The 12632-nt window shown below is 71.8% G+C and carries 11 protein-coding genes; 6 read left to right on the plus strand and 5 right to left on the minus strand.

Going from position 1 to position 12632, the window contains the following annotated elements; all coding sequences use genetic code 11:
- Nucleotides 1-175 precede the first annotated feature (175 nt).
- From D7X32_RS26155 to D7X32_RS26175, 5 genes are all read right to left on the minus strand, one after another.
- The gene (locus D7X32_RS26155) at nucleotides 176-391 is read right to left on the minus strand and encodes a hypothetical protein (protein ID WP_014399195.1); all 216 of its coding nucleotides are present in this window, start codon (nucleotides 389-391) and stop codon (nucleotides 176-178) included.
- 54 nt (nucleotides 392-445) lie between these two features.
- Entirely contained in the window at nucleotides 446-1642 is a 1197-nt protein-coding gene (locus D7X32_RS26160; protein WP_120605294.1) for an acetyl-CoA C-acetyltransferase, read from the minus strand.
- Nucleotides 1643-1716: 74 nt separating this feature from the next.
- Nucleotides 1717-2367, minus strand: a complete 651-nt coding sequence (locus D7X32_RS26165) for a hypothetical protein (protein ID WP_120605295.1) — start codon at nucleotides 2365-2367, stop codon at nucleotides 1717-1719.
- Complete coding sequence (locus D7X32_RS26170; RefSeq protein WP_120605296.1) at nucleotides 2364-3041, minus strand: 2-hydroxychromene-2-carboxylate isomerase; 678 nt, start codon at nucleotides 3039-3041, stop codon at nucleotides 2364-2366. Before D7X32_RS26170 ends, D7X32_RS26165 begins: the two co-directional genes overlap by 4 nt.
- Nucleotides 3042-3068: 27 nt before the next feature.
- Nucleotides 3069-6719: a serine/threonine-protein kinase gene (locus D7X32_RS26175; RefSeq protein WP_120605297.1), complete on the minus strand. Its 3651-nt coding sequence runs from the start codon at nucleotides 6717-6719 to the stop codon at nucleotides 3069-3071.
- Between the two features lie 371 nt (nucleotides 6720-7090).
- Here D7X32_RS26175 and D7X32_RS26180 point away from each other — a divergent pair, with 371 nt between their 5' ends.
- The 6 genes from D7X32_RS26180 to D7X32_RS26205 all read left to right on the plus strand — a co-directional run.
- On the plus strand, nucleotides 7091-7729 hold the full coding sequence (locus tag D7X32_RS26180) for a S1 family peptidase (protein WP_244239180.1): 639 nt from the start codon (nucleotides 7091-7093) through the stop codon (nucleotides 7727-7729).
- Between the two features lie 120 nt (nucleotides 7730-7849).
- Complete coding sequence (locus tag D7X32_RS26185) at nucleotides 7850-8134, plus strand: hypothetical protein (RefSeq protein WP_120605299.1); 285 nt, start codon at nucleotides 7850-7852, stop codon at nucleotides 8132-8134.
- Nucleotides 8135-8283: 149 nt separating this feature from the next.
- Nucleotides 8284-8682, plus strand: coding sequence for a response regulator (locus D7X32_RS26190; protein ID WP_120605300.1), 399 nt, complete (start codon nucleotides 8284-8286; stop codon nucleotides 8680-8682).
- A 141-nt stretch (nucleotides 8683-8823) separates the two neighbouring features.
- Nucleotides 8824-10479, plus strand: coding sequence for an L-glutamate gamma-semialdehyde dehydrogenase (pruA, locus tag D7X32_RS26195; protein WP_120605301.1), 1656 nt, complete (start codon nucleotides 8824-8826; stop codon nucleotides 10477-10479).
- A gap of 4 nt (nucleotides 10480-10483) precedes the next feature.
- The gene (locus D7X32_RS26200) at nucleotides 10484-11332 is read left to right on the plus strand and encodes an aldose epimerase family protein (protein WP_120605302.1); all 849 of its coding nucleotides are present in this window, start codon (nucleotides 10484-10486) and stop codon (nucleotides 11330-11332) included.
- Between the two features lie 66 nt (nucleotides 11333-11398).
- A partial coding sequence (locus D7X32_RS26205; RefSeq protein ID WP_147450266.1) for a sigma 54-interacting transcriptional regulator occupies nucleotides 11399-12632 on the plus strand: 1234 nt, incomplete at its 3' end.

A 12632-nucleotide genomic window follows, 5' to 3' on the forward strand; every position in this document is an offset into this window, starting at 1 on the left:
CACCAGAGATTACAAATGTTTACCCCGAGTCGCGGGCGCCATCAAGAAACGGGCCCGACAATCCGGCCTCGGAGGCGCGTCCTGCCCCTCCGGGAGGCCACCCGGGAGCGGGGGCCCGCCCACCGTCCACCCGCCGACAGTGCGGCGGGGGGCGTGGACACATGGCCCCAGCGCTTCAGCGGCCGGCGGCGGCCCGGCGGGCCTGGCAGGTGACCTCGTCCTTGCAGGCAGGACCGATGCCCTCCGGGTGGGCCGTCAGCGGCGTCTTGTCGCTCTCCTCCACGCCGCACACCACGCAGCGGCGCTTGCGGTTGCGGCGCTCGGCACGGCGCTGCTCGGCGATGGCCTTGGCCCGCTCGCGGGCCGTCTTCGCGTCCACCTCGTTGCTCATCTCACGTCCCGTCCGGAAGTCGTCTGCCCCGTACCCCGTCGCCACCCGTCGCTCCTAGAGCGCCTCGATCAGCACGGCGATGCCCTGGCCGCCACCGATGCAGGCGGACCCGATACCATAGCGGGCGCCCCTGCGCTTCAGCTCGTACGCCAGCGTCATGGTGATGCGCGCCCCGGAGGCCCCCAGCGGGTGGCCCACGGCGATGGCGCCACCGTTGACGTTGGTGGCGTCGCGTGGCAGGCCCAGCTCCTTCTCCACCGCCAGGTACTGGGGCGCGAAGGCCTCGTTGACCTCGAAGAGGTCCACGTCCGTGAGCTTCGCGTCCGCGCGCTTGAGCAGGTTGCGGATGGCCGGCGCCGGGCCAATGCCCATGATCTTCGGGTCGCAGCCGGACACGCCCCAGTTGACGAGCCGCGCCACGGGCTTCAGGCCGTGCTTCTCCACGAAGCTACGCGTGGCCATCACCATGGAGCCCGCGCCGTCGCAGATGCCGCTGGCCGCGCCCGCGTGCACCACGCCGTCCTTCTTGAACACCTTGGGCAGCTTGCGCAGCCCCTCCACCGTGGTCTCCGGACGGTTGTGCTCGTCCTTCGACACCACCGTGTCGCCCTTCTTGCCCTTGAGCGTCACCGGCGCGATTTCGTCCGAAAGCCGGCCGGACTCCTGGGCCGCGGCGAAGCGCTTCTGGGTGAGCACCGCGTACTGGTCCACGTCGTCCTGGGTGAGGCCGTAGTCCACCGCCAGCTGCTCGGCGGTGAGCGCCATGGCCTGGCCGGTGTAGCTGTCCGTGAGCGCCGTCCAGAGCATGTCCTCCAGGCCGCCCTTGCCCAGGGGAATGCCCCAGCGCGCGCCCCGGATGACGTGGGGGGCCTGGCTCATGGACTCCGTGCCGCCCGCGAGGACGGCTTCCGCGCCGCCCGTCAGCATCATCTCCGCGGCCGTGACGAAGGCCTGGAAGCCGGAGCCGCACAGCCGGTTGACGCCCAGCGCGGGCACCGGCACCGGCACGCCCGTGCGCAGCCCCACGTGGCGCGGCAGGTAGATGGCGTCCGAGCTCGTCTGGACGACGTTGCCGTACACCACGTGCTCGATGAGCTCCGGGGAGACGCCCGCCTGGGCCAGGGCCGCCTTCGCGGACTCCACGGCCAGGTCGGTGGCGCTCAGGTCCTTGAGGCTGCCGCCGTAGGTACCGAACGGGGTGCGCTTGCCGGACAGGAAGTAGATTTCCTCGTTCTTGGACACGCTCTTCATGGTGCTCGTCTCCCTACTCTTCCGGGGCGCGCGGTGCACGCACGACGTGACGTGGAAAAGCGTCCAGGGGGCCGTCAGCCCGCGCGCCGTCCCAGGAAGGCGCTGGCGACGATGGCAAGCGCGATGGCCGTCCACAACAACCCCTGGAGGTTCTGGCGGCGGATTTCCTTGCGCCCCAGCCCCTGGTACCAGGCCCTGGCCGCCTGCACCCGCCCGTCCCAGGTGAAGCCCTCCGGGACCGCCGGCTCCAACCCCTCGAGTCGTCGCACATGCGCGCGCAACAGGCGCTCCGGTGCGGCGTCCTCCAGGTACCCGGAGCGGTAGCCGGGGACGTCCAGCGCGGGGCGCCGGTAGCTGGCCGTCACGACGAAGCCCCCGGAGGCCAGGGGGGTGAGCAGGTAGAGCCGGGGCAGCAGGTCGCTCCCTTCGTGGAGCGTGGCGAAGACGCGCTCGCCCGCGTGCGCCCAGTCGTAGGAGCGGGTGGCCTTCTGGAGGAGGGGCTTCTCCTCATGGCTGCCCAGCGGCGTGAAGCCCAGCGCCTGGAGCTGGCCCGCCAGGGAGCCCAGGGCGTCCGGCAGGTCCATCTGGTCCGCCGGGGCCTCCGGCTCCACCCGGACGGTGTGGGGAAAGAGGTAGAGCAGCGCGCGCCAGAAGTTGAGGAACAGGAGCACGCCGGCCAGCACCAGCCCGGCGACGGCCACCCCCAGCTGCCCGAGCACGTTCACGGGCGGGGCTTTCCTTCCGGGCGCCGGTTCGCGGTGGCGGGCAGGTCCCTCCAGCGCTCCAGGTCCGCGGGGGTGAGCGGGTCGCGGCCTTCCAGGAAGCGCTCCAGGTGGCCCAGCGAGTCCACGCCCCAGAACATCTCGCCATCCACCAGCACGGACGGCACGCCGAAGGTGCCCTGGGCCAGCGCGTCCTCCGTGTTCTTGCGCACGCGGTCCTTCACCTCCGGCAGCTGTGCCCGCTCGAGCAGCGCCCGCGCGTCGAAGCCACCTTCCGTCAGCACCGCGCCCACCTGCTCCGGCGTCTCGATGCCCCGGCCCTGGCCCCACGCGGCCGAGTAGAGCGCGGTGGTGAGCCGCGTGCGCTCCGCCACGTCGTCCACGGCGGCCGTCACGCGCAGGGACAGGAGCGGATTGAACGGGTGCGAGGGCGGCAGGGTGAACGGCGCGCCCTGCTCATGCGCGATGCGGAACGTCTGCTTGAAGACGTAGACGCGCTTGGCGGGAATCTCCGCGGGGCCCACGGAGCCCACCGCGTTGAGCAGCCCCGCGAGCAGCACCGGCACGGGCTCCAGCACCCGGCCGTGCCGCGCCGCGATGGCGGGCATGCGGAGCCAGGCGAGGTAGGCGTACGGGGACAGGTAGTCCAGGCAGAAGCGCAGGGGGGAGGAGGCCATGGGGCCATCCTATGCACGACCCGGCCGTCAGGCGCTCTGCTTCACGTCCTCGTGCTGGCGCGACAGCGGGCCGCGCAGCGACTGGGCCAGCTGTTGCAGGTGCGTGGCGCGGGCGGTGGCGAAGGCCCGCTCGGCGATCTCCAGCTCCCGCATCGCCTCTTCCGGCGTGCCGTGCCGCTCCGCGTGCTGCAGGTACACCAGCCCCATCTGGAGCACGTTGCCGGTGGACTCCGCCAGCAGGCGCGCGTGGCGCAGGTGCGCATCCCCCTCTTCCTGGGAGACCAGCGGCGCCAGGGCGCGGCGGGCCAGGATTTCATCCCAGGGGTTGGCGAAGCGCGGGTCCAGGGCGCGCGCCAGCGCGGCCTCGGCGGCGGCGAGCGCGGCGGGCAGCCGGCCCTGGTCGCGTTCGAAGCGCGACTGGTACACGCGCACCAGCGTCTCCATGCGCAGGCCGCCCTTCTGGGCCGCCTCCAGGGCGCGGGGCAGCGACTCGCGCGCGGCGCCCGCGTCCTCGAAGAGCACGTCGCGGCACGCCTGGTACACCTGCACGTGCGCGCGCAGCCAGCGGTCCTCGGGCAGCACGTGAGCCAGGGCTTCACCGCGCGACACCACCGCGGCGACGAGCTCGTGCTCGCCGCGCTCCAGGTAGTACGGCGGCGTGAAGAGGGCCAGGTTGCGCTCCATCAACCGGGGGTTGCCCAGCCGCCGGATGAGCTCCGTCTTCTGCGCGAGCGCGGACGCGAACGCGGCGCCGTCGCCGGTGAAGGCCGCGCGCGCCACCTGCGCGAAGAGGTGGTAGGCGCGCACGTCGGTGAAGCCCTGGGCTTCGGCCAGGTGCAGCCCGTCCTTCAGCAGCTCCTCGTCCAGCGGCTCGCCGCGCAGGGCCAGGTTCACGTTGAGCAGGTAGCCGCCCATGCCCAGCGCCCACGCCAGCCGCCGCGGCGGGCGCCCCACCGCGTCGCGGAACGCGCGCAGCCGCTGGACCTGCTTGCGCGGCTCCGCCACCCCACCCGCCCACTGGCCGGTGTACGCGCTCAACGTGGAGCGGGCCACGGACAGCCCCGCGCGGTACGGCGAGTCCTCCGGGTGTTCGGCGGCCACCCGCTCGATGAGCGCCTCCAGCGCGTCCGTGCGCCCCAGGATGGCCAGCGCCATGCCCTGGAGGATCTCCAGCTCCGAGCGCTTCCAGAACACGTCCACCGGCGTCATCCGCCCGTCCGCCGCGACCTCGCGGAAGAGCGGAATCAGCAACTCCTCGCGCTCCGCTGGCGTGGCCGCGCGCGCGGACTCCAACCGGGAGAGCGCCTCGCGCCGTCCGGCCTCCACGTCCACCGTGGCCTCCCAGTGCGCGAAGAGCCGGTCCGCGTAGGCCACCGACGTCGGCGGGTCGCTGGAGTAGCCCACCTCCACCAGCGACACCCACGTGCGCAACAGCTGCTCCGAGCGGCCCGGGTAGTCCGGCGCGGACTCCAAGAGCCCCGCCGCTTCCTTCAGGAGCAGCGTGGCCTCCAGCAGCGCCTCCGCCTCGATGGCCGCGTGCCCCGCCTCCAGGAGCGGCTGGATGGCCTCCGCGGGCGCGTCCGAGCGCGCGAAGTGCCAGCCCACCGCGCGCACCACGCCCGACTGTCCCGACGGCAACGCCTGGAGCGCGCGCGCCACCTGGCCGTGATGGGCCCGGCGCTCCGCCTCCGGCGTGCTGTCGTAGACGGCCTGGTGCACGGTGTCGTGCGTGAAGACGTAGCGGCCCTCCACGTCCTGGAGGAACTGCCGCTCCACGATGCCGTCCAGCACGGCGAACAGCTCCGCCTCCGGCAGGCCCGACAGCGCGCGCAAGAGCGGCAGGTCCAGCATCCGGCCCGCGGGCGCGAGCTTCCGGAGCAGCGACACCTGCTCCGGCGGCGCGCTGGCCAGACGCACCAGCACCGCCTCCTGGATGCTCCGCGGAAGCCGCCGCGTGCCCAGCCCCTCCTCCGCCTCCCACCGTCCGCCCACGCGCTTGAGCGCGCCCGCCTCCACCAGCATGCGCAGGCATTCCGTGGCGAAGAAGGCGTTGCCGCCCGTGGTCTCGTGCAGCCGCTGCACGAAGCCCTCCGGCATGTCCAACCCCGGCAGCACCAGCTGCACCAGCGTGGCCACGTGCTCGGCGGACAGGGGCTCCAGGTCCATGCGGGACGTGAGCTTCTCGTCCACCGTCTGGAACGCGAGGCTCAGGCGCGACAGCTCCTGGGAGCGGAAAGTGCCCACCACCATGCCGCGCGTGCCGTGCAGCGCGCGGATGAGGACGTTGAGCGCCTCCAGCGACGCGCTGTCCGCCCACTGCAGGTCCTCGAAGCACAGCACGAAGGACTGCCGTCCCCCGAGCGTGCGAGTCCACTCCGACAGCGCCTCGAAGAAGGCGGCCTTCTCGTCGGAGCCGTCGCGCAGCGGCTGCTCGGGCGGCTCACCCTCCAGCACGTCCGGAGACAGGAGGCGCGCGAGCGGGGCCTTCACCCGGTCCATCAGCTCCGCGGGCGTGTGCGGCACCAGGCAGCGCAGGGCCTGCGCCACCGGCGCCATGGGAGACAGCCCCTCCGCGCGGCACTGGCCCCGGCCGAAGGGCAGCTCCGCCAGCTTCGCCTGGAGCTCGAACTCCTGGAGCAGCCGCGTCTTGCCCACGCCCGCGGACCCGCCCACGAGCACCGCGTGCGACTGGCCCCAGTCGGCCTCCGCCAGGCCGTTCATCAGCCCTTCCAGCTCCGCCTCGCGCCCCACCACCTCCGGCACGTGCAGGTAGCTGGCGCGCGCGGACAGCGGCTCCTCCGGGACGGGCTCGCCGCTGGCGTGGCAGAGCGCCTCCAACAGCTCGCCCGCGTCCTGGAAGCGCTCGCGCGGATCCTTCGCCATCAACAGGAGGATGATCTCCTCCAGCTGCGGATCCACCGGGCAGATCGTGGACGGGCGTGGCGCCGGGCGCGTCAGGTGGTCCGCCAGCAGCACCGCGGGACTGGCGCGCTTGAAGGGCAGCTTGCGCGTGGCCAGGTACCAGGCCATCACGCCCAGCGAGTACAGGTCCGCGCGCCCGTCGATGCTCGCGCCCCGCTGCCACTCCGGCGCCAGGTACTCCAGCGTGCCCTTCAGCTTGCCGGGGCTGGGCGTGCCCAGCTGGTGCATCACGCCGAAGTCCATCAGCTTCACCGCGCCGGACTCGGTGATGCGCACGTTGCTGGCCTTGATGTCGCAGTGCACGTACAGGCGCGAGTGGATGAACGCCAGCACCTGCGCCATCTGGATCAACACGCGATACAGCGTGCGCGTGTCCAGCGGCGCGTCCCGGACCAGCGTGCTCAGGTCCTTGCCGCCCACGACCTCCATGGTGATGAAGCGGTTGCCGGCCTCCGTCATGCCCCAGTCGAAGACCTTGAGCGTGGACGGGTGCTGGAGCTTCTTCATGGCGAAGAACTCGTGCCGGAACAGCAGCACCAGCTCCTCCACCTTCGCGGCGGACAGCTCCGAGGGGACGTGCATCTCCTTGAGCGCCACGCGCCGGCGCTCCTGGAGGTCGTCCGCCAGCCAGATGCGGCCCATGCCGCCTTCACCCAGCAGCGACTCCACGCGGTAGCGGCCGGTGACGATGACGCCGGGGATCAGCGAGCGCCGTTCGCCGACGCCCGAGCCCGGCAACGTGATGGGCGTACGCATCCGCTCCCCCCAGGTGCTCGGAGGGCGGGTGCGCTCATCCAATACGGTTGTCTTCTCGTCGTCGCTCACGCGCCAAAGGGGCTGGCCGTTTCAGCCAGGGTCCAGAATCCAGACGTCGGAGGAATAGCACGTTTCAGTGACACCGCCTCCGGGACATCCGAGCAGGTGCACCCTCTGCTCCCAGTCCCTGTTTCACCGTCTCGCTGGAAGAAAGCGCATCCCTGACGCCCGGACGCCTGGTAGGGGACCGCCTCCATGCCTGCCTCCAGGACGCGCCGGGATGCATGCACACCCTTCCTGGAAGCCCATGGGTCCGTCACCCGGGGGGACAAGGGGGAAGCTGCATGCGTGCATGGAGGTGGGGCGGCGCCATGGTGGCACTCACGGCCGTGACGGCCTGGATGGCCTGCGGCCAGTCCGGGACTGGAGAAGCCGAGGGAATCGCGAAGGCCGAGGCGGCGACGGTGACGCTGGGCAACGGGCATTGCGCGGGCGTAGTCGTGGGCCAGGGCCGCCACGTGCTCACCGCGGCACACTGCGTCGCACCGGACGCGAGCGAGGAGCGGACGAACTTCGAGGACGGCCGTCGGCTCAACGGCCGCTACGTGTTCGTGGATCGCGGCCGGGACCTGGCGCTCCTGGAGCTGGAGGCGAAGGCACCGGTGGCCCCGCTGGAGGTGTCCGAGGTGCTGCCCATCCCCGGCGCGATGCTTGTCTTCACCGGACGCCACGACCGGCCCGGCGAACCGCAGCGGGTGATGGTGGAGCGCTGGGGCCGCTGCCCGTCGCTGCCGGACGTGCCCAAGGCGCTCTTCACCACGATGCACGGCACCCCGGGAGACTCCGGCGCGCCGCTGGTGGACGACCAGCTGCGCGTGGTGGGCCTGGTGCACGGCGGCGCGCGGTGCAACATCGCCGCGCCCACCGGAAGCGTCGCGCCGGAGGTCCAGCGCCTGTCGCGGGAGGGCGCGCAGCCCCTGGCCCGGCGGCCGGTCGCCACGCCGCGCTGACGCATCCGGACGGCGCACCCCGCCCTGCCCGCACCTGGACGGCCGGGCAGGCGGCCTCCGCACGCCCCGTCATTGCCCGCTCGCCGGGGCGCGGCCCACCTTCCCGTCGGGGGTGTCACCATGGCTTCGGACAAGGACTCCAAGAACTTCCAACCTCGCAACCGGGGGCAGATGGAGGACGCGCTGGACCACGGCGCCGCCGAGCTGGCCCGCGAGCGCTCGCAGGCCGCGGCCCGGGAGGACGTCAATCCCGGCCCCCTGGAGGAGACGCGCTGGGAGGCGGAGGTGGAGCGCGGCGGGGAATGGGAGGAGCAAAAGGTGCCCGAGCGCGAGGCGCGGGGCGACGAGGAGCCGGACTCCGAGGTTTCCCGGCGGGGCCTCGTGAATCCGCCGCACGAGTCTTAGAGGCGTTCGCGGCAAACCCGCGAGGTGGAGGCTTTCGCGAATTCTCAGGGGTGAAGGGGGACCTCTTGCCCGGTGCGCACGGCGGGGGGATGCTGTGCACGCCGTTCCCCCATTGCCGTTCGCCGTTGCTGCCCGGGAGTCGACGCACCGTGAAGCCCAAGGTCCTCATCGTGGAGAACTCCTGGACCATGCGCGAGACGCTGCGGCTGCTCTTGTCGGGTGAGTTCGACTGCACGGTGGCGGCGGATGGAGAGACGGGCCTCGCGCACGCACTGACGCAGCCGCCGGATGTCGTCCTCTCGGACGTGAACATGGAGGGCATCGACGGCTACGAGCTGTGCCGCCGCGTGCGCGCCGAGCCCGCCCTGGCGCACCTGCCGGTGGTGTTCGTCAGCGGCTACGCGCCGCGCACGGACCTGGAGCCCGGACAGCCCCAGCCTGACGCGTACCTGGTCAAGCCGGTGAAGCCGCCCTACCTCATCGCGCAGCTGCATGCCGTGCTGCAGCGTGCGCGGGGCGCCACCGCCAAGGCCGCTGGCGAGGGCTGAGCCGGACGCCCGCCGGGCACGCCCCCAGCGGGCGGGCCGGGTGTCGCGGCGCGGACGCCCCACGCTTCTGTCACTGACCTGGGACTCCGGGAGGGCTATACCTTGCCCGACCTTTCCTTCCTCCCGTCCCGAGGTGCTCGCGTGCTCAACGCCATTCCCCGCGTCCCGGCTCCCAAGAACGAGCCTGTCCTCTCCTACGCCCCTGGCACCCCGGAGCGCGCGGAGCTCCAGTCCACCGTCAAGCGCATGAGCGGGGAGCGCATCGACATCCCCGTCGTCATCGGTGGCAAGCACGTGAAGTCCGGCAAGACGGACACCGTGCGCATGCCGCACCGGCACCAGCACGTGCTGGCCACCCTGCACGAGGCCGACGCGGGCCACGTGGAGCAGGCCATCCAGAACGCCATGAGCGTGAAGGAGGACTGGGCGCGGATGCCCTTCCACGCGCGCGCGGCCATCTTCCTGCGCGCCGCGGAGCTGCTCACCACGCGCTACCGCCCGCTGCTCAACGCGTCCTCCATGGTGGGCCAGTCGAAGACGGCGCACCAGGCGGAGATCGACGCGTCGTGCGAGCTCATCGACTTCCTGCGCTACAACGTCCACTTCGCGCAGCAGATCCTGGCCATCCAGCCGGAGAACTCGCCGCAGATGTGGAACATGACGGACTACCGGCCGCTGGACGGGTTCGTCTTCGCCATCGCGCCGTTCAACTTCACCTCCATCGCGCTGAACCTCTGTCTGTCGCCCGCGCTGATGGGCAACGTGGTGCTGTGGAAGCCGTCCTCCACGCAGGCCCTGAGCGCCTGGTACAGCCTGGAGCTGATGCGCGAGGCGGGCCTGCCCGACGGCGTCATCAACATGCTGCCCGGCGACGGCCCCACGGTGGGCAACCCCGTGCTGGCCAGCCCCCACCTGGGCGGCATCCACTTCACCGGCTCCACGCCCACGTTCAACAACCTGTGGAAGACGGTGGGAGAGAACATCGGCCGCTACAAGCAGTACCCGCGGCTGGTGGGTGAGACGGGCGGCAAGGACTTCATCTTCGCGCACCCGTCCGCGGCGGATGACCTGGAGGCGCTCGCGGTCGCCATCGTGCGCGGCGGCTACGAGTACCAGGGCCAGAAGTGCAGCGCGGCCAGCCGCGTCTACGTGCCGGAGTCCCTGTGGCCCAAGCTGAAGCCCCGCCTCCAGGCGCTGATCAGCGAAATCAAGATGGGCGACGTGGCGGACTTCCGGAACTTCATGGGCGCCGTCATCGACGAGCGCTCGTTCAAGAAGGTGTCCTCGTACATCGAGCTGGCGAAGTCCGGCGGCGACGCGACCATCGTCGCGGGCGGCGGCACGGACAAGAGCGAGGGCTGGTTCGTGCAGCCCACGCTGGTGCAGTGCAACAGCCCGCGCCACCGCATCATGACGGAGGAGATCTTCGCGCCGCTGGTGGGCGTGTACGTCTACCCGGACGCGAAGCTGGAGGAGACGCTGAAGGAGTGCGACCAGTCCGCGAGCTACGCGCTCACCGGCGCCATCTTCGCGCGCGACCGCAAGGCCATCGAGCACATGATGAACGCCCTGCGCGGCGCGGCCGGCAACTTCTACATCAACGACAAGCCCACGGGCGCCGTGGTGGGCCAGCAGCCCTTCGGCGGCAGCCGCGCGTCCGGCACCAACGACAAGTCCGGGTCGATGATCAACCTGTTCCGCTGGTCCAGCCCGCGCACCATCAAGGAGAACTTCGCGCCGCCCGTGAAGGTCCCCTACCCGTTCATGGACAGCGACCCGAAGGAAGGGGCCATCTAGCTCCATGAGCGGACCGTTCCCGGGCATCGCGGGGCTGGAGACCTACGCGCTGGAGGACGGCGGCTGCCGCGTGGAGATCATTCCCACGCGCGGCGCGCTCGTCACGCGCATGGTGGTGGACGGCGAGGAGGTGCTCTATCTGGACGAGGGCACCGTCGCCGACCTCACGAAGAGCGTGCGCGGGGGCATCCCCGTGCTCTTTCCCAACGCCGGCCCCCTGCCCGGGGACACGTATCCGGCGGACCGCAAGGCGTACTCGCTGCCGCAGCACGGCTTCGCGCGGAAGCTGCCGTGGACGGTGCGCCAGGCGGAAAGCTCGCTGCTGGTGCTGGGGCTCACGTCGTCGGAGGAGACGCTGCGCCAGTACCCGTGGGCCTTCGACGCGCAGCTGGCGTTCTCGCTGGCGGGCCGGAGGCTGACACTGGACTTCGACCTGGAGAACCGGGACACGCGGCCCCTGCCGCTGCACCTGGGCTACCACCCGTACTTCCGCGTGCCCCAAGGCCAGAAGGCCCAGGCGCGAGTGGAGACGGACGCCACGCACGCGTGGGACAACCGCGCGAAGCACGAGGTGCCCTTCACCGGCCTGGACCTCACCGCGCAGGAGGTGGACATGCACCTGCGTGACCACTCCGCGCCGGGCACGGTGCTGGAGCGCGGGCCGGGCCTGTCTCCCGTGAAGCTGTCGTGGAGCCAGGAGTTCCGCATGCTCGTCGTGTGGACGCTCGTGGGGAAGGACTTCGTCTGCGTGGAGCCGTGGACGGCCGCCGCCGGGGCGCTGGCCACAGGCGAGGGCCTGCTGCACGTGGCCCCCGGCGAGCGCGTGTCGCTCGCGTTCGACATCGAGGCGTGAGCGAAGCGGAGCGCCTGGAGGGGGGAGCGTCGCGGAGGTGTCTGTGAAAGCGATAGGCTTGCGTGGATGCCTCTTCCTGGCGCACGCGATCCCCGCCTTCCCGTGGCGACAGCGGAGCTGTCCACTGCCAACGCGTCGCAGCCGAAGGGACCGCGCTCCGCGCCGCACCCCGTCCTCGCACTGGCCCTGGTCGCCCACCCGATGGCCCTCCGCATCGGAGAGCGAACGCTGCTTCACGGGATGCTCGCGGGCCGGGAGGTCGTGCTCTCCCGCAACGCTCCAGACTTCACCCGTCCCGGTGAGCCGCTCGGCCTGCCCCTGGGCGATCCGTTCATGAGCCGCAAACCCCTGCGGTTCATCCCCACCCCTGAAGGTGTCCGTATCGTTCCCGACAAGGCGGGGCAGCTCTCCTGCGCGGGTGAGCCGCTCCTGGGTGAGCGCGAGTTCGGGCCCGAGGAGCTGGCGTGGGGTGTCCCGCTGGAGTTCTCCGGGCGGGTGGTGGTGCTGCTGCACCGGGTTCCTCCGCCTGAAGCGGGCGCACCGGCCTCCCTGGGCATGGTGGGCGAAAGCGCATTGCTCCAGGACGTGCGCCGGCACATCGAGCGCGTGGCGGACCTGGACGTGCCCGTCCTCATCCGGGGTGAGACGGGAACAGGAAAGGAGCTGGTGGCCCGGGCCCTCCATGAGCGCAGCCAGCGCGGCGGCCCCTTCGTCAGCGTCAACCTGGGCGCCATCCCCAGGGAGCTGGCCGCCTCGGAACTCTTCGGCAGCGTCCGGGGGGCCTTCACCGGCGCCCAGCGTGACCGGGAGGGCTTCTTCCAGGCGGCCCAGGGCGGCACCCTCTTCCTCGACGAGGTGGGCGAAGCCTCTCCCGAGGTGCAGGTCATGCTCCTGCGCGTGCTGGAGACAGGGGAGATGTATCCCGTGGGCGCCAGCAGGCCCGTGGCGACGAACGTCCGCCTTGTCGCGGCCACGGACGCGGACCTGGAGGCGCGGATCGCGGAGGGGCACTTCCGGGCCCCGCTCCTCCACCGGCTGGCCGGCTACGAACTGCGGCTGCCCCCCCTTCGTGAGCGCCGGGAGGACATCGGGCCGCTGTTCCTCCACTTCGCCCGACAGGAGCTGGCGACGCTCGGCGAGGCCCACCACCTCACCCCGGCCGATCCCCACGCACCGCCCTGGCTGCCCGCGGCCCTGGCGGTGCGACTGCTGCTGCACCCCTGGCCGGGCAATGTCCGCCAGTTGCGCAACGTGGCCCGCCAGCTTGTCATCGGCGGCCGGGGCCAGCCCTGCCTTGCCC

Origin of the sequence: Corallococcus carmarthensis (assembly GCF_003611695.1) — a bacterium.
In the GTDB taxonomy this organism is placed as follows: domain Bacteria; phylum Myxococcota; class Myxococcia; order Myxococcales; family Myxococcaceae; genus Corallococcus; species Corallococcus carmarthensis.